This window comes from Comamonas sp. A23 (assembly GCF_004522605.1).
Lineage (GTDB): Bacteria > Pseudomonadota > Gammaproteobacteria > Burkholderiales > Burkholderiaceae_C > Comamonas > Comamonas thiooxydans.
Genome location: NZ_RSDT01000002.1, coordinates 411,451 through 435,487, shown reverse-complemented (window position 1 = coordinate 435,487; position 24,037 = coordinate 411,451). Strand labels below are relative to the sequence as shown.

Sequence of the window (24,037 nt, the reverse complement as noted above, 5' to 3'; positions counted from 1 at the left end):
TGATATGAGCACTGCAATTGGCTACGCCTGGATTCAGGAAGCGCTCCAAGCCCCGGACTTTCTAGGTGTCCACAAAGCGCGGCTAGGGGCTGTGCAAAGCTTGCAACGGCTGCCCGAGGGGGCTTTGCTGGTGCCCGCCAAACTGGCACCTGGCACCCGCTGGCTGGATCACGCCTTGTTTGCCATCAAGCACGAAGGGGTGCGGCTGGACTACCTGACGGCGGCCCTGCGCCAGGTCAGCCAGGAGGAGATGGAGGCCGAGTTTCTGCGCACTCCCAACGGTACCTATGTGCGCAAGCTGTGCCTGCTGTGGGAGGCCGCCCACCAGCGCAGTTTGCCAGCGGCGGACACACAGCCCGTGGCGGCTGCCTATGTACCCATGTTTGACCCCGCCGCGTATTTGACGGGCGCTTCACGGCGCAATGCGCGCTGGCGGGTGGATTTCAATGGACTGGGGGAGCTGGCTTTTTGCCCGGTGGTGCGCAAGACCGATGAGGTGCTGCAAGGCTTGCAGCACGATGTGCTCGCCGATGCCAAGGCGTTCGCCGCATCCATTGGCCCACAGATGCTGGAGCGGGCTCTGTCATGGGCTTATCTGAGCGAGACGGAGGGCTCGTTTGCCATCGAGGGGGAAACGCCGACCCAGGATAAAGCGAGCCGCTTTGCCGCCTTGCTCAAGCGGGCGCACGATCCGCGGCCTTTGAGCGAGGACTATCTGGTGGAGCTGCAGAACGCCACTGTCAGCAACCCGTTTGATCAGGCCACCCAGTTCCGCGCCGAGCAAAACCGCTTACAAGGCAATGCAGTGGGTGCCGCGGGGGTGACTTATGTGCCGCCACCGCCCGAGCTGTGCGTGGAGCTGATGGAGCAGTTGATGGTGCTGTCCAACCGGCGCCCGCAGGGGCTTGATCCGCTCGTTCATGCAGGGCTGGTCTCGTTCGCCTTTGTTTTTCTGCATCCGTTTATGGATGGCAATGGTCGCCTGTCGCGCTTTCTGATTCACCACTGTCTGGGTCAGTCGGGTGGCTTGCCTGCGGGATTTTTGCTGCCGGTGTCGGTGGCCATGAAAAAGCACGAAGAACAGTACTGGCAGGCGCTGACGGCGTTCAGTCGTCCTGCACGGGAACTGTGTCAGGTCCTCTGGGCCGGTGACGATCAGTACAGCTACACCTGGCAGCCGGGTGAAGATGTGTGGTTCCGCTATATGGATGTCACCGAGGGAGTGGCTTTCACGCTGGCGATGGCACGGGCATCGCTGGAGATTCACCTGCGCCAGGAGGTGGAGTTTCTGGGGCTGTTTGACGATGTGGCCCGCTATATCAATGACCGCCATGACCTGCGCAGCACCGACCTGGCAACACTGATTGTTACGATCTACCAAAACGGCGGCAAACTCTCCAACAACCGGCGCAAGCGCTTTGCCGAACGTGTGCAAGCCCATGTGCTGGATGAGATAGAAGCCGTGGTGGCCCGGCGGATGGCTGGCCAGCCGCTGTCCGAGACAGAAGACCAAGACTGAACATACCGAGGGAGTGGGCGTGGCGTTGCACAACGAAATCCAGTTTGAGTTAGACATCTGTGAACACTTGGCAGCCCATGGTTGGCTGTATGCAGCGCCCGGTACTGCGGGGGATGCCAGCGGCTACGACACGCCGCGTGCGCTGCACCCTGCCGATGTTTTGGCCTGGGTGCAGGCCACGCAGCCGCAGGCTTGGGAGGCGCTGACCAAGAACCACGGAGCTGCTGCCGAGTCCATGCTGCTGGACCGCCTGCGCAAAACGCTGGACGAGCGCGGCACGCTGGAAGTGCTGCGCGTGGGCATGGACATGCTGGGCCTTAAAACCCCGCTCAAACTGGCTCAGTTCAAGCCTGCGCTGGCGATGAACCCGGACTTGCAGGCCCGCTACGCTGCCAACCGCCTGCGCGTGGTACGCCAGTGCCGTACCAACCACGACGACATCATCGATTTGGTGCTGTTCTTGAACGGCATTCCGGTGGCTACGGCGGAGCTCAAAACCGATTTCACGCAAGACATCAATGCAGCGGTCGATCAGTACCGCTTTGACCGTATTCCGAAGCCCAAAGGCAAACCGTTTGCCGAGCCATTGCTCGATTTCCCGCGTGGCGCTCTGGTGCACTTTGCGGTGAGCAACCGGACGGTGATGATGACTACCCGCTTGCAAGGTCCGAGCACGCGGTTTTTGCCATTCAACCTGGGCGATCACGGCGGCGCTGGCAACCCTGCCAACCCCAACGGTCACCGCACAGCGTATTTGTGGGAGCAGGTCTGGCAGCGCGATAGCTGGCTGGAGATTTTGGGCCGCTACTTGGTCACCCAGCGTGACAGCAAAAAGAACGTCTCGGGCTTTATCTTCCCGCGCTACCACCAGTTGGATGCTACGCGCAAACTGGTGGCCGCAGTGCTGCAAGAGGGGGCAGGGCACAAGTACCTGATCCAGCACAGCGCTGGCTCAGGCAAGACGAACTCGATTGCCTGGACGGCGCACTTTTTGGCGGATCTGCACGACGCCGACAACCACAAGCTGTTTGACAGTGTGCTGGTGGTCAGCGACCGCAATGTGCTTGATGCTCAATTGCAAGAGGCTATCTTCGACTTTGAGCGTACCAAGGGCGTGGTGGCCACCATCAAGGGTGAGGGTGGCAGCAAAAGCGGCGAACTGGCCGAGGCGCTGGGTGGAGGCAAAAAGATTGTGGTCTGCACGATCCAGACTTTCCCGTTCGCCCTGAAGGCGGTCCAGGAGCTGGCTGCGACCCAAGGCAAACGCTTTGCCGTGATTGCCGACGAGGCGCACAGCAGCCAGACGGGCGAAGCTGCGAGCAAGCTCAAACAGTTGCTCAGCGCCGAGGAACTCAAGGAACTGGCCGACGGCGGCGAGATCGGTACCGAAGATCTACTGGCCGCACAGATGGCCGCGCGGGCCAATGATGCTGGTATCACGTATGTGGCTTTCACTGCCACGCCCAAGGGCAAGACGCTGGAATTGTTCGGCCGTCGCCCGCAGCCTGAATTGCCCGCCGGTCCGGGCAATCTGCCAGCGCCGTTCCACGTGTACTCCATGCGCCAAGCCATTGAGGAGGGCTTCATCCTCGATGTGCTGGAGAACTACACGCCCTACAAGCTGGCCTTCAAACTGGCGAACGAAGGCAAGGAGTGGGACGAGAAAGCAGTCGAGCGTAGCGAGGCCATGAAAGGCCTGATGCGCTGGGTGCGCTTGCACCCGTACAACATCAGCCAAAAGGTGGCCGTGGTCGTTGAGCACTTCCGCGAGAACGTACAACCGCTGCTGGATGGCCATGCGAAAGCTATGGTCGTGGTCGGCAGTCGCCAGGAGGCCGTGCGCTGGCAATTGGCAATCCAGACTTACATCAAAGAGCAAGGCTACAAGCTGGGTGCGCTGGTGGCGTTCTCTGGCGAGGTCAATGACCCGGAAAGCCTGCCAGACCCCGTGACGGAAAACAGCACGCAACTCAACCCGTTGCTCAAAGGCCGAGACATGCGCGAAGCCTTCGCCACGGATGAGTACCAAATCCTGCTGGTGGCCAACAAATTCCAGACTGGCTTTGATCAGCCCCTGCTGTGCGGCATGTACGTGGACAAGCGCCTGGGCGGCATCCAGGCCGTGCAGACGCTGAGCCGCTTGAATCGCGCTTACAGCGGCCCCTATGGCCTCAAGAACACGACCTATATCCTGGATTTTGTGAACGAACCCGACGACGTCCTGGCTGCGTTCAAGACGTATTACGAAACTGCTGAACTGTCCGGCGTGACAGACCCACACTTAGTTTATGACCTGCGTGCCAAGCTCGATGCAGCGGGCCACTACGACGACTTCGAGGTGGAGCGCGTGGTACAGGCGGAGATGAATCCCAAGGCCACGCAAGCCATGCTGGTGGCTGCCATTGAGCCCGTGGCGGACCGTCTGCTCAAGCGCTACAAAGGCGCACAGTTAGCCCTGCAAGAAGCGCAGAGCGGTGACATCGTTGATGGCCCGATAACCCAGGCAGCCAAGGACGAGCTGGATGCCCTGGTGCTGTTCAAGCGTGACCTGGGTACCTTTGTGCGCGTCTATGCCTTCTTGGGTCAGGTCTTCGACTACGGCAACACAGCAATTGAAAAGCGTGCCCTGTTCTTCAAGCGTCTGTTGCCCTTATTGGACTTCGGGCGTGAGCGTGAAGGTGTGGACCTGTCCAAGGTGATGCTGACGCACCATCGCCTCAAAGACCAAGGCCAGCGCAGCCTGGCGCTGCACCAGGCAGACGGCCAGCACAAGCTGGAGCCGATGACCGAAGTAGGTGGCGGAGCGGTGCAGGATAAGCAAAAGGTGCTGCTGTCGGAGCTGGTGGCTAAGGTCAATGATCTGTTTGACGGCGAATTGAGCGACGAAGACAGGCTGGTCTATGTGAACCACGTCAAAGGCAAGTTGCTGGAGTCGGAGATCCTCGTGCAGCAGGCAAGCAACAACAGCAAGGGGCAATTCGATAACTCGCCAGACTTGGACAGCGCGCTGACCGACGCGATCATTGATGCCTTCGATGCTTACAGCACTATGAGCAAGCAGGCACTGGACAGTGAGCGCGTGCGTGCAGGGCTCAAGTCCATTCTCTTGGGTCCTGCGCAACTGTATGAAGCTTTGAGGGCAAGAGGTGGGGATCAGCATAGGGACATGCGCTAACTTCTGTTTGGATGGCACCTAGTAGCTGCTGCTGCACCCAGGGGGCGAGTGTGCCGGTCAATTCTCGAACCGGAAAGCTCGCCCCTTGTTTGGGGCTTGGTGATGATCTATGTCGCACGATGCGCTGCATCGGGCTTGGGTGCGAATTCGCTCAATGATTGGTCACAAAGATGGCTTTGCTTGCTGAGACTTTTCGGCTATGACCAGGTGACCGGGTTTATGGAGAAATTTTTTGATTTCACTTTTTTGTGACTTTTATGGAGTTAACAAAAAAGACATGTATGAAGAATAAAGTTTCTGAAAATGCCGGTCACATCCGGTCCACGCGAAAAAGCCGTCCAAAAGACGGTCTTTTCGTTTTTAGATGCTGGTCATTAACTGGTCAGCCGCACATTGCAGGTGCGTATCCGAGCCCCTTCGCTTGTAAAAGATCGGCTCTCGATAATCTCACCTAGAGACTCTTGCAAGCGTTTCCAAAACTTTGGAGCTGACACCGCAAGCATGCCGTTTTGCTTGCACCAAGCCGAGTACACGGCATAGACCTCTGCTTTTGCAGTGCTCAGATCCGTCATGAGTTCGATCGCAGCATCACTGATCCAGCTGTGGACAGAATTCGTCTCCACTTTCGCTGATTGAATAGCATTTTGCATAGCTCGCGGCATATTGGGGTCGAAGCGTCCACGCAGCAATAGGCGTTGAAGACCTTCCACGGCCCAATTGAGCACAGCACTTAGCTCATGCTTGATGATGCGCTCAGCCAGCAGTGGATCACGTTCGGCCGCAGGGATGGAGACTGGAAAAGGTACCACACCAAATCGACGCCAAAAGCCATTGGACTGATCCTTAATTGCAGGGATATGGTTTGCAAGAATCAGCCATTTTCCCGTTACTCGGGCTGTGATGGGGGGGAGATATTTACGGTCAATTGCCACTGATTCACCGGCGACCATCGACTTAAGGGTTTGCTCACACCAGTCATTTGGCGGTGCTTCATCGCAGTACAGCAACGAAGCACCTAACACCGTGGCAGCATGGAATCCGTCGAGCTTGTTAGGAGATGCTGCAGCTTTATTGGTGTGTAGCGCTTGCAAAATGTTTGCCAGTGTCCCTTTCCCGTTGGCGCCGGATCCGACCCAGAGTTGGGCGCATTGAAAACGGGCGTCAGGCAGGAGCGTGTAGCCGCAGTACTCTTGGACGCGATCCCTGACTTCGGCATCGGGAAGAATTCTTTCTAGAAGCTTAAAAAACTCTGTAGGGGTTGCGGCTGCTGGATCAAAGTTGCAGTCAAGAACATGTCGAATGCCTAATTTTTTGTCGTGCGGCAGAAGGCTTGGTGTTCCATCAAGGTGGAGATAGCCGTTCTTTACGGGAATGATTGCGCGAGAGTGGGTTTCCTTGAGGGATGGTAGCCACAACAGTGCGGTTTGATGTGTGCTTTTTGCGTTGCTGGGGTTGACGATGCCATGGTTTCCGTCAGCAATCCATCGCATTGCTTGTTTTACCCCGGACTCATCATCGACCATGGACCAGTGGGTACCCGTCCAGCGGTACAAGAGTTGTTCGTAGGTTGCGTAGTTGCCCGATTTCTCCAGTTCTTGGGCGTACACAATGGGTTCGAAAGGTGGTCGTCGGCTCATGTTTACTCTCTATAAAACGCAGCCAGATGACTGCCAGAGGTATAGCGCCGAGGTGCGCTGCATAAGCGCTGCTTTACACAAAATTTACAAAATGTATAGCTAGGTTTTTGGGTGGTTTGTGGGGCAGAAGATCGTGTGCAATTCATTGCACATAGAAGCATTGTGTGCAACTTATGTGCAATTTCTAAAATAGATAAGTATTTGTTTTTTAATGATTTTTTTTAGAATTAAAAAGTAACTTGTAGACTCATAATCCTTTGGTCGTCGGTTCAAGTCCGCCACGCCCTACCAAGCTGCATGAAAGCCTGCCGTCTTCACTGATGGCAGGCTTTTTCTTTGCATGAACGCGAAAAAGTTGTCGATTTGGTCCGAGAGCCGTTTTTGCACTGCTAGAATACAACCCTGTTGCGGCTGTAGCTCAGCTGGATAGAGTACTTGGCTACGAACCAAGGGGTCGTGGGTTCGATTCCTGCCAGCCGCACCACAAAACGTCAAGCCTCAGAACTGAAAAGTTCTGAGGTTTTTTCGTTTCTGGGCTCAGGCTTTGGGTATCAGCAAGGTGAAGCTGCTGCCTTGGCCCAGCTGGCTGCTTATCTGCAGGCTGCCGCCATGACGCTGTGCCACGGTGCGCGTGAAGGCCAGGCCCAGGCCCACGCCATCCATGCGCTGGTGTTGCTGCAGGCGCTCGAACGGCTGGCTGAGTCTGGCCAGCGATGCCTCGTCCATGCCGGAGCCATGATCGCGCACGGCGATGCCCCATTGGCTGTCTTGCTCGACAACGGCGACTTCCACTTGGGCGCCGCCATCCCCAGTCGGTGGCTTGCCGTATTTGATGGCATTGCTCAGCAGGTTGATGACGGCGCGGTGCAGCAGGCCGGGGTCGCCATGCACGCAGGCTTCGGCATCCGGCAGCTCGAACACCAGTCGCATGTTCTGCTGCTGGGCAAGGGTCCAGCAATCCGAGACGGCCTGATCCGCCAGCAGACCAAGATCCACGACTTCGCTGCGGTATTGCTGCTGCTGGGCTCTGGCCAGATGCACAAAATCGTCTGCCAGCTGAAGAGACGACTGGGCATAGCCCTCAATGCGGTCAAACAGTGCATCTTGCGACTCGATGCGCTTGCCTGTGCGCTGCATCTCCAGCAAGGTGATGATGGAGCCTATCGGGGCTCGGATATCGTGGGAGATGAACTGCATGGCCTGGTCGCGCTGGGCCTGTGCACTGCGCAGGTCGCTGATATCGACCAGGGTGATGAGCCAGCCTGAGGTGGGCGGTGCCTCGAAGCTCTGGCTCAGCAGCATCAGATGGCGGCCCTGGGTGTCGCGCCCTTCACTCTGGCGTGACAGAGTGGCTTGCTGCAATGCACTGTGCGTGAGCAGTGGCGTGCTGCAGGCAGTGCGGCCACCGTCGCTGCTGGCGCTGTTCAGGCCGTGGAGCAGGGCGACCAGATCGTCACCTTGCTGGAGTTTGTGCTCCAGGCTTTCGATATAGCGGTGCGCGGCCGTGTTGGCAAGCAGCAGCAGCCCTTCGCGGTCGCAGACAAAAGTGGCCGAGGGCAGTTGGCGCAGGCTTTCGCTGACGAAGTGATGCAATGCGCGCAGCTGGCGCGAGGCTTGCTCCACAGCGTCGATCCGCTGATCGAGGGCATCGCTCTTGAGCGAGGGCGCGGGCAGGCCCTGGCCCTGCAGATCGCGCAGCTCCAGCGCCAGAAAGCGTGTGGCGGCGCGCAGGCGCAGCCAGCTCCAGAGCGGGTAGGCAAGCGACAGGCTCAGCAGTGCCGCAGCGGGGGCTGTCTGCACATGACCCCAACGTGGCGCCAAACCGGCTATCGACAGACTGAGCAAGGCCAGCAGGATGCTGGAAATCAGCCCGCCAGAAGGGCCGAGCCAGGCCAGAGCCAGCAGGCCCAGCAGTACGGGCAGCAGATTGAGGCTGCGGTTGAGCGTGGCAGTGGCTGGCTCCAGATGTGTGCCCTCAAGGATGCCGTTGAGCACATGGCCCAGCATCTCCACATTCGAGATCAGGCGCGCATCAAAGCCGATGGGGGCTGTGAATTTTTCGCCAAGACCTGCGGCAGTGGCTCCAATCAGCACGTATTTGCCGCGAAAAGCGACCGCTGGGATATTACCGCGCAGGATGTCGATATAGGAGTAGGTGGTGAACGGCGAGCCCAGGCTGTTCTGGCGGTCCCGCGAAGCCCGGGCAAAAGCGATGAACTGGGGCTGCAGCTTTTGCCAGGAGTTGGTTGCAACCGAGTCTGCTGGAGGTGGGGCAGATGGTTGGCAGGGCTGGGTGGTCTGGCCCACGCAGTGAAGGCTCAGCGCCATATGCCACCAGAGCTGGCCGGCCTTGCCTTCCTGCGCATAAAAGCGTCGCACCACACCGTCGGCATCCACAGGCATCTGGGTGTGCCCCAGAGCAGCAGCCTCGCTGGCAAGGCTCTGTAAAGGGGTGGTGGCAGCGCTTTGCGCGGCGCGCGTGACGGGCAGCACTACGTTGCCGCTTTTTTGCAGTGCTCGTTGCAGCAGCAGATCGTCGCCGGGGTAGTCCCAGTCTTCCTCGCTGAAGACCACATCCATGCCGATGGCGCGGGGCTGCCCTTGAGTGATGCGCTCCAGCACGGCGGCGTGCAGCGCGCGGCGCCAGGGCCAGCGGCCTATGCTGTCGATACTGTCATCGTCGATGGCCACGATGACAACTTCGGGCGAGGCTGGACGCTGATGAAGCCAGGCCGAGGTGTCCTGAATAATGCCGTTGAAACGTGCCAGCTGCCCAGGGCCGCTGAACCACCAGGTCATGCCGAGCAGGAAAGCGCTAAGCAACAGCCAGCTCAGGCGCAGGTCCTGCAAGCGGTTTTTACGCAGGTTGGGCGCTTCAACCATGTGGGTGACTCGGTGAGAAGCTCATAAAACAATAGCTTCCAGCGCTTGTCATATAAGCGATCAAGATATGAATCCTATGAAGCTTCATGGAATTCAAGCGCTGGCAGCTATGGTTTTTACTGGCGCATCAAGCGTGAACCGTCGCCGGAAGTCAGCGCCTGCCCCTCGGATGAGGTCACCCAGTTGCCGGTCTGGAATTGGCGCGCGACAGAGAGATTGCTGCGCAGGCCGTTGGCATCCTCGACCTGCATCTGCAGATAGTAGGTGCCAGGAGGCAGATCCTGCGTGCTCCACTGAGGCTGGGTTATCCAGGTGTCGATCAGGGGCGCAGTGAAACCGGCGTCGCTGGCCACCACGATACGGTAGCGTTGACCCTCTTCACCTGCCCAGTGAATATGGCTGCTGCCTTCGCCGGGCGCGCCGCCGATCTCCAGCTCGGGCGATTTGGGTGCCAGGGCCAGTTTCATCTTTTGCGAGGCGGCGAAAGGACCCGCATCCGGCTGGCCGTTGCCGAGCTTACGGATGCTGCCTACGCGCCACATATATTCGCCGACAGGCAGCTTGGCCAGCGTACTGGCAGGCAGGGCACAGTCCTTGAGGTCGTTGGCGTCGATGAGCGGCTGGGCAAAGCTGCCGTCGGCTGTGGCTACCTGGATGCGGTAGGCCGAGGCTTCCGCCACCTGGGTGCATTGCAGGCCGTGCTGGCCCTGTCCGATGGTGGCTTCAGGTGCTGGAGACTCATAGAGCGGCGGCACCGGATGGGCTTTGACGCGCAACACTTGCACGCTGCGTTTGCCAGGAATGCCGTTGGCGTCAATGGCGCGAATGGCCGCAATGTAGCTGCCGTCTTCGACACCCGTCAGGCGTGCAGGCGACCTTGTGAACATGCCGCCGCGCACGATCTGGGTCAGCTCCTTGTCCTGAGCGAGCAGCACTTGGTAGCGCACGGCACCAGCCATGGCTGGCAGGGGCAGGCTGACCCAGTTGGCGTCTTCGACAAGAGCGGGCCAGGCCGCAATATCGGGAGCCCCCAGCATGGCTGTGGGCTTGCCGATCTGGCCGTTTGCGGAGACGGACAGACCTTGACCTGGCCTGAGCAAGGCTGAGGGCTGGCCCGTCTGCACGGCGACCGAGCCTTCGTCGACGGCAGCAGCCGTGCGGCCCTCGTCATCACTCATCACCAGAAACTGGGTGCCGCGCACGCTGGTCGAGGCCGCCGGGGTGCGCACCTCGAAGCGGCGCTCGCCATTGGCTTGCCTGGACACTTTTGCTTCAATTGCGCCCTCGCGCAGATCGATGACGGACTGCAGACTGCCGGCTCGGCCTTTGCGGCGCATCTGGCGCAGCTCGACATCGGATTCGGACTGCACGCGCACCAGTGAGCCATCTGCGAGGCGCACGGAGACAAAGGCGTTGGCCGGAACCTGGAGCGAATCGCCTTCCTGCAGCAGCTGGCCTTTTTGCACGGGCTGAGGCGGCGCGTTGACGGAGTCTGCGAGATGGCTCGCAGAGCGTGTGCTTTGCACATCGCCTTGCACAAACACCACCGAAGCCATCGCGGCGCGCAACAGGCGTGTGGGAATTTCCAGCACCGAACCGGGGCGCAGGCGCAGGGGGTTTTCCACCTTGTTGTGACTTTGCAGCGCTGTCCAGCGCTTGTGGTCGCCCAGATAGCGTTCTGCCAGCATCTCCAGCGTATCTCCAGTCACCACGCGGTGGGCAATGGCATCGTTGCCGGGGGGAGTGATCTGGGCATGGGCCAGACCTGTTGCCGTCATTCCTCCAAACGCCACCCACAGCATGCCAGCACCCAGAATGGGCATCGGGGAGTGGGCGGAAAAGAGGTTTTGACGTAAATCAGGCATTTTTAAAGCTAGGTTATGGGGGCTGCCGAACTCAGGCAGCTGGGGCTGCGGGCTGCGCAGCTTCGGGGGCATCCAGGCGGTAACCATAGCCATAAACGGCTGAAATGGCATAGGGCTGACCAGCGCGCAGGTTCAGCAGATTGCGCAGGCGCGAGACATGGGTGTCCAGCGAGCGCGACTGCACCTCGGCGTTGTGGCCCCAGACGACTTCGCGCAGATGATCGCGCGAGAGCAAACGGCCTTGGTTCTGGAACAGCGTCAATGCCAGAGTGTATTCACGGTGCGTAACCTCCACGGGCTGGCCGTCCATCTCTATGCCATTGGTGGTGGTGAGAAAGCGGTAGGGGCCGAAGTCCAGCACGCTTTGTGCCGTCAGCGGATAGGCACGGCGCAGCAGGGCAGCGATGCGAGCACGCAGCTCGCCCGCGCGGATGGGCTTGATCATGAAGTCATCGGCGCCGCTGGCCAGGCCTTCAACAATGTCGGCCTCTTCGCTGCGGTGGGTCACGAAGATGACCGGCACTTCCTTGCTGATCTGCTCGCGCACCCAGCGCACGATATCCGGCCCGCTGCTATCGGGCAGCTCCCAGTCAATCAGCAGCAAATCGAAGCTTTCGCGGCGCAGGGCTTGCTGCAGGGCGGCCCCCTTGAGGTAAGAGTGACAGCTATGCCCGGCTTCCGTCGCGACTTGTTGCAACAGTTCCAGTTGTAGCGGATCGTCATCCAGAGCAGCAATACGCATCGGTAGTTCCTTTAGTGCGAAGGATTACATCCACGCTGTCCTTTGAATGCGGAGGCAGCGTCCATCGGGCAGCGAGGAGCTATTGCTCGGCCGCCTCACGCAGTTGTTCCAGAGCCTGGATCACTAGGTCATCGCTGACACCATCCAGTGTCTGCAGGCACGGCTTGATGGCGGCCAGAGCCATCGCGCCTTCGCGCTGCAACCGGGCGATGTTCTGCCCCGCTTCCTTGGGGGCGGTAAAGCCCAGGCTTTGCAGCAGCAGCTGACCGTCGGCGGCCACCAGCTTGAAGTAGAACTGGCCATCGGATTCGCGATACTGCTTGAACTGGGGCAGTGCAGTCTTGGCAGCCTTGGTCTTGGCCTTGCTGGCTTGCGCCAGGTTGCGGATGCCCACGGCGCCGCGCAGTTGCTGCAGCAAAGGAGTCGCCAGCTTGCGTGCCTTGATGGCACCGGCCTGAAGAATCTCTTCCAGCTCTGCCGGGTGGGCAATCAGGTATTCATAACGCTCGCGCATGGGGGCGATTTCACGGTCGATGCGCTCGAACAGGATCTGCTTGGCATCGCCCCAGGCAATGCCTTCGGCATATTGCTGGCGCAGGGCGGCACTTTCCTCTTCGCTGGCAAAGCCTTGATAGATCTGGAACAGGGCCGAGCCTTCGACTTCCTTGGCCTCGCCGGGGGCGCGCGAGTCGGTGGTGATGCTGTTGATGAGCTTCCTGAGTTGTTCACGTGGCGCAAACAGCGGAATCGTATTGTTGTAGCTCTTGCTCATCTTGCGGCCGTCAAGGCCGGGCAGGGTGGCGACGGACTCCTCCACCACGGCCTCAGGCAGCGTGAAGTACTCGCCGCCGTAGATGTGGTTGAAGCTCGACGCCATGTCGCGTGCCATCTCCAGGTGTTGCACCTGATCGCGGCCCACGGGAACCTTGTTGGCGTTGAAGATCAGAATGTCGGCACCCATGAGCACGGGATACATGAAAAGACCGGCGGTCACGCCGTCGTCAGGTTCGCTGCCGGATGCATTGTTCTTGTCCACCGCTGCCTTGTAGGCGTGGGCGCGGTTGAGCAGGCCCTTGCCGGTCACGCAGGTCAGGAACCAGGTCAGCTCCGGAATCTCGGGGATGTCCGACTGGCGGTAGAAGGTCACATGCTCGGGGTCGAGACCAGCGGCCAGCCAACTGGCGGCGATTTCGATGGTCGAGCGCTGAACGCGCTCGGGGTCCTGGCACTTGATGAGCGCGTGGTAGTCGGCCAGAAAGTAGAAGTTCTCCACATTCTTGTCGCGACTGGCTTCGATGGCGGGGCGCATCATGCCTGCGTAGTTGCCCAGGTGTGGGGTACCGCTGGGGGTGATGCCGGTCAGAAAACGGGTGGTGCTCATAGGGATCAACAACAGATATCAGTAGCAGACCAGGCGCTGGGCTCAGCGCAGCAAGGCCATGAAGGGGTAGAGGATCAGATCGATGGCCGAGTAGCCCAGGCTCATCAACGGGCGCAGCCAGTAACTGCCGACCACGCCGGCAATCACCAGTGCCATGACGATGAAAAAGCCATAGGGCTCGACACGCGCCACCAGTTGCGCCTGTTTCCAGGGCAGCAGACCGACCAGAATGCGGCCGCCGTCCAGAGGCGGCAGCGGAAAGAGATTGAAAGCCCACATCACCAGGTTGACCAGAATGCCGGCGCGGCACATCTCTAGGAAAAAGCGCTCGTGCAGACCTGTGCCTACCAAGACGATCAGCAGCAGGCCCCAGAACACGGCCTGCACGAAATTGGAGGCAGGGCCGGCCAGCGCTACCCAGATCATGTCGCGCTTGGGGTGGCGCAGATGGTCAAAGCGCACGGGCACGGGCTTGGCATAGCCGAAAAGAAACGCGCCCGAGGTAGCGAAATACAGCAGCAGCGGCATCAAGATGGTGCCGATGGGGTCGATATGCTTGATGGGGTTGAGCGTGATGCGACCCATCATGGCTGCGGTGTTGTCGCCAAAGTGACGCGCAGCATAGCCGTGCGCCGCCTCATGAATGGTGATGGCGAACAGCACGGGCAGTGCGTAAATCAGTACGGTTTGTATGAGTTCGGTGAGTTCCACGCACTGATTGTCTCAGACGCCGCGCCAAGCTGCTGTCTTGTACCGGGACAAGCCGTTTGCCGTTGCAGAAATACGGGTTGCACATAGTTGTGTGGTAAACCAGATGTTGCAAAATGCAACTCGCGCAAATCCGTGGTTGCTGCCTGCACAGCGGAACAGGTTTTGTGCGGGTTGACGAAATCACTACATAACACGGCGTTCGGCAGGACAGGGCAAGGGGATCAATATGACGGTAAGCAAGCGACTGGTGATTGCATTTGTCAGCATCAGTGTTTTTGTCCTGGCTTTGATGGGAATTGCCTGGTCAGCGATGTCTGATGTGCTGGAGGTGTTGAAGGCGGGATCGCTCACGGCGCAGCAGTCGCAGAACTTGATGGCGGAAGTCGAGCGTTCGCGCTGGTGGCTGCTGGCACTGGGCGCCTGGGTCTGCATTTCCTGCACTTGGTCCTGGATCAGCCTGCGCCGCCGCATCGTGGCGCCCTTGCAGGAAGCCATTCTGATTGCCGAGACCGTGGCGGCAGGTGATTTGAGCAAGGAGTTCTCTTCGAATGCCGAAGGCGAGTTCGGTCGTCTTCTGACTGCGCTGAGCACCATGGAAGACACGCTGACCGAGCTGGTGGGCCGTATCAAGCAGTCCACTGATTCGCTGGCTGTTTCGGCCTATGAAATCGATGCGGGCAATATCAACCTCTCCAGCCGCACCGAGCAGCAGGTCAGCGCGCTGACAGAAACCGCAGCCAGCATGGAACAGCTCACCGTCACCGTGCGTCAGAACGCAGAGCGCGCTCATTCGGCCAGCTCTCTGGCAGTCACTGCATCGGCCACGGCCGGACGTGGCGGTGATGTGGTGGACCAGGTCGTTCACACCATGGATGCCATCAGCGGCAGCTCTCGCAAGATTGTGGACATCATTCAGGTCATTGAAGGTATCGCCTTCCAGACCAATATCCTGGCACTCAATGCGGCCGTGGAAGCGGCTCGCGCCGGAGAGCAGGGGCGTGGCTTTGCCGTGGTGGCCAGCGAGGTGCGCTCGCTGGCGCAGCGCAGTGCCGAAGCGGCCAAACAGATCAAGGAGCTGATCACGGCCAGCGTGACTCAGGTGGAAAGCGGCTCTGGCCTGGTGGGCCAGGCCGGCAGCACCATGAAGGAAATCATGCAGTCCGTAGGTCAGGTCACAGGTCTGCTGAGCGAAATCTCCGGTGCGCTGCAGCAGCAAAGCGAGGGCATCGCCCATGTGAATACGGCCGTGGCTCACATGGACAGCACCAATCAGGAAAACGCCGCCCTGGTCATGCAGGCCACGCAAGCCGCTGCTGCGCTCAATGCGCGCACGCAGGATCTGCAGCAGGCGGTGGGGGCCTTCAAACTCGATGACGATGAGTCACCTGCTCTGGCTCCTTCTGCCATGCCGGCTCCGCGCGGAGCTGTGGCCGCGCAGGCGCGTCCGGCTCGTGCCCGCGAGCTGGCCTATGAAGAACTTTGATTCAGTGAATTTCGTGCAGATAGCCGTAAATGGCTACGACGGTAAAGCCGAAATGGAGGCAGATAGCCATTCCCAGCAGGACTCTGCGGCGCAGTATGGAGTCATCGGCCTGTGCCGACAGCCCTGGCGAGACATGGAATGACTTGCCTCCGGCATAAGCCCGAATCGTCCATGCCGTCCAGAGGGTGGCCAGGGCATAGATCAGCCATGCCTGAGACGCCTGCCAGAACAGCACCGCCACCATCACCGAGTACGCGCACAAAGAGACGATGAGCCAGGGCCAGTGGCGCTGAACAAAGTCTTGCGGCAGCTGCTTTTCCTGCATGAGGCCGCGCCTATTCGGGCTGAAGGCCTATGTCTTTCAGGCCGCCCATGCCCTGGCGCACCACGACGGGGGGATTGTTCAAGGCCATGGGCGTGAGGTCCAGCACCGTGGTGGGTTGCTGCGGACAGGCGCCTGAGTCGACCACGGCGTCCAGCTCATGGGGGAAGCGCTCCAGAATCGACTCGGCATCATTGAGCGGCTCGGTCTCGCCGGGCGCGATCAAGGTGGTGGCCAGCAAGGGCTCGCCCAGTTCTTCCAGCAGCAGTTGCAGACCTTTGCGATCCGGCACGCGCAGGCCGATGGTCTTGCGCGAAGGGTGGCTCAGGCGCTTGGGCACTTCCTTGCTGGCTTCAAGAATAAAGGTGTAGGGGCCTGGCGTTGCCAGCTTGAGCAAGCGGTACTGGCGGTTGTCCACGCGGGCATAGTTGGCCAACTCGGACAGGTCGCGGCACAGCAGCGTGAGGTGGTGCTTGTCGTTGATCTGCCGGATGCGGCGCATGCGGTCCACGGCGTTCTTGTCGTCCAGGTGGCAGACCAGGGCATAGCTGGAGTCAGTGGGTACGGCAAGAATGGCACCCTTGCGCAGCATGTCCGCAGCCTGCTTGATGATGCGAGGCTGCGGGTTCTCTGGATAGACTTCAAAAACGGTGGTCATGCAATCTCTCTCTGTGATTTATGCACGCTGTATGCGGTCCTGCAGCAGCTCCCAGACGGGAGTGAGCTGGCTGGGCAGATAGGGCAGTTGCCCCAGGTCTATCTGCGATTCATCGGGGCTGTGAAAGTCGCTGCCGCGCGATGCGGCCAGGCCGAATTCCAGGGCCAGATCGGCATAGATCGCATATTCGTGCGGACGGTGGCTGCCGGTCACGACCTCCACGCCCTGGCCGCCGAGTTCCTTGAACTTGGAAAACAGCGCATATTCCTCGTTATGGCTCAAGTCGTAACGTGCCGGGTGGGCAATCACGGCCACGCCGCCGGCATCCACGATCCAGCGCACGGCGTCCTCCAGATTCGCCCAGACATGGGCGACATAACCGGGCTTGCCTTCGGTCAGATAGCGTTTGAAGACCTCATAGGTGTCGCTGCAGACTCCGCTCTCCACGAGAAAGCGCGCGAAGTGGGTGCGCGAGATCAGCTCGGGGTTGCCTGCATGGCGCAGTGCTCCTTCATAGGCGCCGGGAATGCCGGCCAGTTCCAGCTGCCTGGCCATTTTGCGGGCGCGTGGGCCGCGACCGTTGCGAGTGTCGTACAGGCCTTGGGTCAGAGCTGCGTTATCGGCGTCAAAGCCCAGGCCCACGATATGTACGCCGCTGCCCGAGAAGCTGACGGAAATTTCAGTGCCTGTCAGGTAGTCCAGCCCTGCTGACCTGGCTGCGGCTGCTGCCCGGTGCTGGCCGCCGACCTCGTCGTGATCGGTCAGCGCCCAGAGCTCCACCCCTCGCTCGGCGGCACGCAGAGCCAGTTGCTCGGGCGTCAAAGTGCCGTCGGAGACGACGGAGTGGCAGTGCAGATCGGCGTTCAGATAGGTTTTGGGCACGGCTTGATTGTAGGCGGCTGTACGCAATCATGATTTGTGTTATAGCACGAGCGCTATTGCGGTCGAAGCTTGTAACAAAGCTCAAATCTCCTGCAAGTATGCCGATTAAGGATTGGCTACAGCGCTTGTGAGTTTCTGAATTCGTTAAGGCTGCCACGGTGTTGCTTGATCTATTGAGATGGATAAAAAATGAAATTGAATCAGTTCTCTGTGTCACAAAAGCTGTGGGCTTTGGTGATTGGCTTGCTGGCGGGCTTGCTGCTGGTGTCTGCAGGCAGCCTGATCTATCTGGACCGCGTGTACGTGAGCATCTCCAAGGAGGCCACGCGTACCCGAATGGCAGCCAACATTGCCAGTGAGTGGCGTCATCTGACCGAGCAAAGTGTGGATCGCTCCATCGTCGCGGCCATTTCCTCCGAGGAAAACCTGGTGGAGCAGCAGCGCAAGCTGATGAGTGACGGGATTGCGCATATCACCGAGCTGCAGAAAAAGCTCAACGAACTGGTCACTGACGATGAATCGCGCAAGGTGCTGGACGAGGTCGCCGAGCGCAGGCGCGCGACGCTGGAGAGCAATGCAGCCGTGCAGGCCGCGCGCAAGGACAATGATTTTGCGGCGGCCTTCGATCTGGTTGAAAAACAGCTGCGTCCCAACGCCAAGGTCTACGTGGATGCGCAGCGCAAGTTTGTGCAGTTGCAGGAGCAACGCAGCCAACGTGCGGTTGCCGATGGCGAAGCAAGCCAGTCTCGGGCCTATGTGGCTATCGGTCTGGTCTGCGGCCTGATCGTTTTGCTGGGGCTGGCGATGGCGGCTCTGATCCTGCGCTCGATCATCGCTCCGTTGAATGAGGCGGTAACTCTGGCTGACTCCATCGCTGCCGGCGACTTGACGGCAACGGTACGCAATGACCGTCATGACGAACTGGGCCGTCTGCTCAAGTCCCTGAACGCCATGGCCGAGCGCCTGCGCTCCGTCGTTGGCCAGGTGCGCTCGGGCGTGGAATCCGTCTCTTCGGCTTCGGGCCAGATTGCCACGGGCAACCAGGACCTGTCGGCCCGCACCGAGCAGACGGCGGCCAATCTCGAGGAAACCGCGGCCAGCATGGAAGAGCTGACGGCCACCGTCACCCAGTCTGCCGACACTGCGCGTCAGGCCAATCAGCTGGCATCGACAGCCGCCCAGGCGGCCGAGCAAGGAGGTCGCGTGGTGCAGCAAGTGGTGCAGAGCATGGGCCAGATCACCGATAGCAGCCGCAAGATTGCCGACATCATCGGCGTGATCGACTCCATTGCCTTCCAGACCAATATCCTGGCCCTGAATGCGGCCGTCGAGGCGGCACGCGCCGGTGAGCAGGGCCGTGGCTTTGCCGTGGTGGCGGGCGAGGTGCGCAGCCTGGCGCAGCGCAGCGCCGAGGCGGCCAAGGAGATCAAGCAGCTCATCACCACCAGCGTGGACAATGTGCAATCGGGCTCGCAGCAGGTGGAGCTGGCGGGCCAGAGCATGAGTGAGATCGTGGCCAGTGTGCGCCGTGTCAGCGACCTGATCGGCGAGATCACGGCCTCGTCCACCGAGCAGCGCGACGGCATCAACCAGGTCAACCAGGCGGTGAGCAATCTGGACCAGATGACGCAGCAGAACGCGGCGCTGGTGGAGGAATCCAGTGCGGCGGCGCTGTCCATGCAGGAGCAGGCGCGTCGCCTGGCCGAAGTGGTCTCAGTCTTCAAGCTGGGCCATGAAACCGGCTATGCCAAGGTTGCAGCACCCCTGCGCTCGGCCAGCCGCGCCATGCCGGCCATGGCGCCGGTGAAGCAGACTGCTGCTGCAGCCAGACCCGCGATCAAGAAAGCGCCTGCTGGCCCGGCACCTACGGCACTGAGTGCCAGCAAGGCCAAGCCAGCCGCGGACTCCGACGATGGGGACTGGGAAACTTTCTAAACCGCAGGCTGACACCCGCTTGCAGGCCCGCCGCTTCTGACAGGAGGCTGCGGGCTTTTTCATTCTGGATTGTCAACTCCAGCCTTGCCGAAAAGCGGGAAAGTACTGAGAACATCAGTTGTGCGCAATGCGCAAAGCAGTTGTAACAATTATTAATATATTGATGCAGCTCTCGGGAGAGCATCCCGAAGAGGTGGAGGGAGGACGTCAGGGGCCAGGAATTGACCGCCAGAGTCATGCACAAGCCAGCCCGTAGTTCACGATGCGGACGTGCCTGTGTGTGTGGGTTCTTTTGTCTGGATTGGTTGGTTCATGAAGTTGTTTCAATTCACCGTGGCCCGGAAGCTGTGGGCATTGGTGATCGGTCTTTTGGCGGGGATGTTGTTGCTGGTGGCAGGCAGCCTGGCTTATTCCAAACGTGTCAACGAGGGCGTTCTTACGGCGGTGGTGGAGGCGCAGACGGCTGCTGCGCAGGCCAAGGAGTGGCGCATCCTGACCCAGATGAGCATGGATCGCTTCACGGCAGCTGCCATGTCCACGGAAGAGAATCTGGTCGAGCACCAGTACAAGGCCATGGCCGGCCTGATCGCCAGCATCAACGAGTTGCGCGACAAGGTGCTGGCACAGGTTCATACCCAAGAGGCCAAGGGCCTGATGGCCGATGTGAACACGCATAGAGATGCCTTGTTTGCGGTGAACAAGGAGGTGGATCAGGCTCGTCAATCCAAGGATTTCGAGCGTTCGCAAAAGCTGATCGAAGAGCGGCTCAATCCCATGGCGCAAAAGTACTACGCGGCCCTGGATGCCTATGTGCAACTGCAGGACCGCTACCGGGTTCAGGCGCTGGAGCTGGGTGAGTCCAGCCGCTCCAAAGCCTATGTGGTGATAGCCGTCGCTTGCGGCGTCATCATGTTTTTGGGATTGGTGACTGGCCTGCTCATCATGCGCTCCATCACCCGGCCTCTTGTCAAGGCCGTGGAGCTGGCAGATGCGATCGCCGAGGGCGATCTGAGTTTCAGAAGCGGGCATGGCAGCGAAGACGAACTGGGGCATCTGCACCAGTCCCTGAACGCCATGGCCGAGCGCCTGCGCTCCGTCGTCGGCCAGGTGCGCTCGGGCGTGGAATCCGTCTCTTCGGCTTCGGGCCAGATTGCCACGGGCAACCAGGACCTGTCGGCCCGCACCGAGCAGACGGCGGCCAATCTCGAAGAAACCGCGGCCAGCATGGAAGAGCTGACGGCTACTGTCACCCAGTCTGCCGACACTGCGCGTCAGGCCAATCAGCTGGCATCGACAGCCGCTCAGGCGGCCGAGCAAGGCGGTCGCGTGGTGCAGCAGGTGGTGCAAAGCATGGGCCAGATCACCGACAGCAGCCGCAAGATTGCCGACATCATCGGCGTGATCGACTCCATTGCCTTCCAGACCAATATCCTGGCCCTGAATGCAGCCGTCGAGGCGGCACGCGCCGGCGAGCAGGGCCGTGGTTTTGCCGTGGTGGCGGGCGAGGTGCGCAGCCTGGCGCAGCGCAGCGCCGAGGCGGCCAAGGAGATCAAGCAGCTCATCACCACCAGCGTGGACAATGTGCAGTCGGGCTCGCAGCAGGTGGAGCTGGCGGGCCAGAGCATGAGCGAGATCGTGGCCAGCGTGCGCCGCGTCAGCGATCTGATCGGCGAGATCACGGCCTCGTCCACCGAGCAGCGCGACGGCATCAACCAGGTCAACCAGGCGGTGAGCAATCTGGACCAGATGACGCAGCAGAACGCGGCTCTGGTGGAGGAATCCAGCGCGGCGGCGCTGTCCATGCAGGAGCAGGCGCGTCGCCTGGCGGAGGTGGTCTCAGTCTTCAAGCTGGGACGCAATGCCGAGGCTTTCACGACCGTGTCCGCAGTGCTCCCCAAGCCGCTAGCGACGATCAAGGCGCTCAACCCGACCGCTCAGCCTGCCGTTGCAGTTCCCAGGCCGGTAGCGTCCAGGTCCAAGGAGCAGTCCCTTGCAAGCACTGCGGAGGACGATAGCTGGGAGCAGTTCTAAGTGTCGGGCACAGCGTGAAATGGGCAGCCGCCACGTTCGCGGTGGCGGCGGTCCAGGCTGGGGCGAGGATCAGAAGCCCATGTTGCCGGCACCGCCCTCGAAGTCCTGTGCGGCTTCCACGAGAAACTGCACCTTGCGTTCGCCGCGCCATTCGTTGATGTCCAGGCGATAGGCCAGGGTGGTGCGCGAGGGCAGCGGGTCGGTGTGGTTGAACCAGATGCCGTCGATCTTGGAGCCATGGTGCAGCAGCTCCAGCTTCAGGTGCTTTTCACCGACCAGGCGCTGCGAGGTGATTTCCAGCTCTTCGCTGAAAGTCGGCGCGGCAAAGCCCTGGCCCCAGACGGCCAGCTGCATTTGTTCGATCAGGCCGGTGTCCAGCCATTGGGGCGACAGCGGGCCATCGGTCTCCAGCCTGCGCGTCAGCGTGGCGGCATCCAGCCATTCCCTGGCGACCTGGGCAAAAGCCTTTTCGAACTCGTCAAAGTGCGCTTCTGCGATGGTGCAGCCTGCCGCCATGGCGTGGCCGCCAAAACGCAGTATCAGACCGGGGTGGCGCTTGCTGACCAGATCCAGCGCATCGCGCAGGTGAAAGCCTGGAATGGAGCGGCCCGAGCCCTTGAGCTCGTGTTCCTTGCCCGGGGCGCCGCTGGCTGCAAACACAAACGTGGGCCGGTGCAGCTTGTCCTTGATGCGCGAGGCCACCACACCGACCACGCCTTCGTGAAAGTCGGGGTCGAACACGCTGATGGCAGGCGGCGGCGTCATGCCGTCCTCGCAAAGGCCTTCGGCCATGAGCAGGGCATGCTCGCGCATGCTGACTTCGATCTCGCGGCGCTCGCGGTTGATGCTGTCCAGCATGCGTGCCAGGTTGTCGGCGCGGCTGACATCTTCCGTGGTCAGGCACTCGATGCCTATGGTCATGTCTGCCAGACGACCGGCGGCATTGATGCGCGGGCCCAGGGCAAAGCCGAAGTCGATGGTGGTGGCCATGTCGAAGCGGCGGCCCGATGCCTCGAACAGCGCGCGTATGCCGGGCTGCATGACGCCTTTGCGAATCTGCTTGAGACCCAGTGCCACCAGGCGGCGGTTGTTGGCATCGAGCTTGACCACGTCGGCCACCGTGCCCAGTGCTACCAGAGGCAGCAATTGCTCGAGACGGGGCTGGTTGTGGCGGTCAAAGCGGCCGCGATTGCGCAGCTCGGTGCGCAGGGCCAGCAGCACATAGAACATGACTCCCACGCCGGCCATGGATTTGCTCGCGAACTCGCAGCCGGGCTGGTTGGGGTTGACGATGGCATCGGCCAGCGGCAGGTGGTCGCCGGGCAGATGGTGGTCGGTCACCACGACCGACATGCCCAGCTCCTTGGCCACGGCCACGCCTTCGACGCTGGCAATGCCGTTGTCCACGGTGATCAGCATGTCGGCACCGGTCTCCTTGACTCGGCGCGAGATGGGGGCCGTCAGGCCATAGCCGTCGACCACGCGGTCGGGCACCAGGTAGTCGGCATGGGCCGCGCCCAGCATGCGCAGGCCGCGCAGGCCCACGGCGCAGGCCGTGGCGCCATCGCAGTCATAGTCGGCGACGATGCACAGGCGCTTTTGCGCGGTGATGGCATCGGCCAGGAGCTGCACGGCAGTATCTATGCCGCGCAGGCCCGAGGGCGGCAGCAGGCGCGCCGGGGCATCGTCCAATTCGTCGGCCGAGCAGACGCCTCGCGCTGCATAGAGCTGGGCCAGCAAGGGATGAATCTTGGCCTGCAGCAGTGCAGAGACACTGCCGTCGGGAATGGACCTGGGGATTATTTTCATAGCATCTCTCGCAGGTCAGGCAATCTTTTCGTGCCAAAAACACTCTTGATCTTGTCCCGCAGGCTGCGCGGCTGGCTTTGCCATTGCACGGCATTGCGCTCGCCGCAGAGCGTGAGCTTGACGGGCTCGCCCCGGGCAGCCCGCTGCTGCAGCTCGGCGATCAGGCCGCTGTCCAGCGCCTGCCAGGCTTTTTGCCAGCCTTGCACATTGCCCTGCAGCGCGGTGTGGCGCAGATCATCGACACAGACTGCTGCAGGGCCCGCTGCGGGCAGGCTGTTCAGGCTTCCCGTGCCATGTACCCAGAAGGAGTTGATGGGCGGTAGACCGCGTGCGGCACGCTGGTCGTTGAAGACATGGGTGTAGAGCAGCATCTGCAACTCGGTCTGCAGACGCTGGATGATGGCGCCCTGGATAGGCTCGGGCATCCAGGGGCGCACGTCGCGGCCCAGTGCCCGGTCCATCGAGGCGGTAGCCAGGTCCTTGAAGGCCGCTCCGCGTGCCAGCCAGAGGTCGGCACGCAGGTATTCCAGCGTGATGCCGTCGTCGCTGAACCAGGGTGCGATCAGCGCCAGCAACTGGCGGGATTCGTCTTCGTCCAGTGGCGCGCTGGCCGGGTCGGTCTGGTGGACCTGGTCCGGCGTGATATGCCAGTGGCAGGGAGTGATGAAGGCACAGGCCTGGCTGCTGTCTCCGGCCGCCAGCGCAGCCCAGGGAATCAGCCCGGGTGTATCGGGCAGCTGCATGCTGCGGGCCAGGGCGCGTTCATGCGGGGGGGAGAAGTCCATCTCGTCGCCCTGCACCAGCGTGGTCGGAGCCAGCGTTGCCAGCAAGGCCTGCAGGTGAGGGAGTTGCAAACCGTCCCATGCCAGGGGAATGTCGGCAGGGCCGCTGGCATAGGCAACAATGATTTCAGAGGCGCCTGTGCCCAGGGCTTGGGCGGCAGGCAGCAAAGGCGCGGTCAAAGACATGGGCGCTATTGTCGGGCATGGCCGCAGCCCGGGCAT

General features: G+C 60.9%; 16 protein-coding genes and 1 tRNA gene. 6 read left to right on the top strand and 11 right to left on the bottom strand.

All coding sequences use genetic code 11. The features are described from left to right. The first annotated feature begins 91 nt into the window (after nucleotides 1–91). Nucleotides 92–1,519, top strand: coding sequence for a Fic family protein (locus EIC84_RS06415; RefSeq protein WP_160162812.1), 1,428 nt, complete (start codon nucleotides 92–94; stop codon nucleotides 1,517–1,519). A gap of 19 nt (nucleotides 1,520–1,538) precedes the next feature. Further along, a complete protein-coding gene (locus EIC84_RS06410; protein WP_034362185.1) occupies nucleotides 1,539–4,694 on the top strand; it encodes a type I restriction endonuclease subunit R in 3,156 nt (1,051 codons plus the stop codon). Nucleotides 4,695–5,068: 374 nt separating this feature from the next. On the opposite strand, the gene EIC84_RS06405 is transcribed toward EIC84_RS06410, so the two are convergent. Then, nucleotides 5,069–6,331, bottom strand: a complete 1,263-nt coding sequence (locus EIC84_RS06405; RefSeq protein ID WP_003066079.1) for a phage/plasmid primase, P4 family — start codon at nucleotides 6,329–6,331, stop codon at nucleotides 5,069–5,071. Between the two features lie 407 nt (nucleotides 6,332–6,738). On the opposite strand from EIC84_RS06405, the gene EIC84_RS06400 reads away from it, so the two are divergent. After that, nucleotides 6,739–6,815: transfer RNA gene (locus EIC84_RS06400), tRNA-Arg, on the top strand. A gap of 53 nt (nucleotides 6,816–6,868) precedes the next feature. On the opposite strand, the gene EIC84_RS06395 is transcribed toward EIC84_RS06400, so the two are convergent. The 5 genes from EIC84_RS06395 to EIC84_RS06375 form a co-directional block, all read right to left on the bottom strand. Further along, nucleotides 6,869–9,214, bottom strand: coding sequence for a CHASE2 domain-containing protein (locus tag EIC84_RS06395; RefSeq protein WP_003066081.1), 2,346 nt, complete (start codon nucleotides 9,212–9,214; stop codon nucleotides 6,869–6,871). 116 nt (nucleotides 9,215–9,330) lie between these two features. Further along, nucleotides 9,331–11,037, bottom strand: coding sequence for a FecR domain-containing protein (locus EIC84_RS06390; protein ID WP_003066083.1), 1,707 nt, complete (start codon nucleotides 11,035–11,037; stop codon nucleotides 9,331–9,333). Between the two features lie 73 nt (nucleotides 11,038–11,110). Beyond that, the gene (locus tag EIC84_RS06385) at nucleotides 11,111–11,821 is read right to left on the bottom strand and encodes a response regulator transcription factor (protein WP_003066085.1); all 711 of its coding nucleotides are present in this window, start codon (nucleotides 11,819–11,821) and stop codon (nucleotides 11,111–11,113) included. A gap of 79 nt (nucleotides 11,822–11,900) precedes the next feature. Continuing rightward, on the bottom strand, nucleotides 11,901–13,202 hold the full coding sequence (locus EIC84_RS06380) for a tryptophan--tRNA ligase (RefSeq protein ID WP_003066087.1): 1,302 nt from the start codon (nucleotides 13,200–13,202) through the stop codon (nucleotides 11,901–11,903). 42 nt (nucleotides 13,203–13,244) lie between these two features. Beyond that, the gene (locus EIC84_RS06375) at nucleotides 13,245–13,913 is read right to left on the bottom strand and encodes a site-2 protease family protein (protein WP_003066089.1); all 669 of its coding nucleotides are present in this window, start codon (nucleotides 13,911–13,913) and stop codon (nucleotides 13,245–13,247) included. Between the two features lie 226 nt (nucleotides 13,914–14,139). On the opposite strand from EIC84_RS06375, the gene EIC84_RS06370 reads away from it, so the two are divergent. Next, on the top strand, nucleotides 14,140–15,396 hold the full coding sequence (locus EIC84_RS06370; protein WP_003066090.1) for a methyl-accepting chemotaxis protein: 1,257 nt from the start codon (nucleotides 14,140–14,142) through the stop codon (nucleotides 15,394–15,396). A gap of 1 nt (nucleotide 15,397) precedes the next feature. Here EIC84_RS06370 and EIC84_RS06365 read toward each other — a convergent pair whose 3' ends face one another. The 3 genes from EIC84_RS06365 to EIC84_RS06355 are packed head-to-tail and all read right to left on the bottom strand — an operon-like array spanning nucleotide 15,398 to nucleotide 17,258. Further along, the gene (locus EIC84_RS06365; RefSeq protein WP_003066092.1) at nucleotides 15,398–15,721 is read right to left on the bottom strand and encodes a hypothetical protein; all 324 of its coding nucleotides are present in this window, start codon (nucleotides 15,719–15,721) and stop codon (nucleotides 15,398–15,400) included. Nucleotides 15,722–15,731: 10 nt separating this feature from the next. Beyond that, entirely contained in the window at nucleotides 15,732–16,376 is a 645-nt protein-coding gene (locus tag EIC84_RS06360) for an L-threonylcarbamoyladenylate synthase (RefSeq protein WP_003066094.1), read from the bottom strand. Between the two features lie 18 nt (nucleotides 16,377–16,394). After that, complete coding sequence (locus EIC84_RS06355; protein WP_034362187.1) at nucleotides 16,395–17,258, bottom strand: 3',5'-nucleoside bisphosphate phosphatase; 864 nt, start codon at nucleotides 17,256–17,258, stop codon at nucleotides 16,395–16,397. Nucleotides 17,259–17,447: 189 nt separating this feature from the next. Between EIC84_RS06355 and EIC84_RS06350 the strand changes: the two genes are divergently transcribed. Together EIC84_RS06350 and EIC84_RS06345 are read left to right on the top strand one after the other, a co-directional pair. Beyond that, nucleotides 17,448–19,193, top strand: coding sequence for a methyl-accepting chemotaxis protein (locus EIC84_RS06350; protein WP_003066098.1), 1,746 nt, complete (start codon nucleotides 17,448–17,450; stop codon nucleotides 19,191–19,193). Between the two features lie 312 nt (nucleotides 19,194–19,505). Beyond that, complete coding sequence (locus tag EIC84_RS06345; RefSeq protein ID WP_003066100.1) at nucleotides 19,506–21,224, top strand: methyl-accepting chemotaxis protein; 1,719 nt, start codon at nucleotides 19,506–19,508, stop codon at nucleotides 21,222–21,224. A 69-nt stretch (nucleotides 21,225–21,293) separates the two neighbouring features. Here EIC84_RS06345 and recJ read toward each other — a convergent pair whose 3' ends face one another. Beyond that, entirely contained in the window at nucleotides 21,294–23,033 is a 1,740-nt protein-coding gene (recJ, locus tag EIC84_RS06340; protein ID WP_003066101.1) for a single-stranded-DNA-specific exonuclease RecJ, read from the bottom strand. Then, nucleotides 23,030–24,001, bottom strand: a complete 972-nt coding sequence (locus EIC84_RS06335) for a hypothetical protein (RefSeq protein WP_003066103.1) — start codon at nucleotides 23,999–24,001, stop codon at nucleotides 23,030–23,032. The genes recJ and EIC84_RS06335 overlap by 4 nt, the downstream gene beginning before the upstream one ends. Between the last annotated feature and the right edge of the window lie 36 nt (nucleotides 24,002–24,037).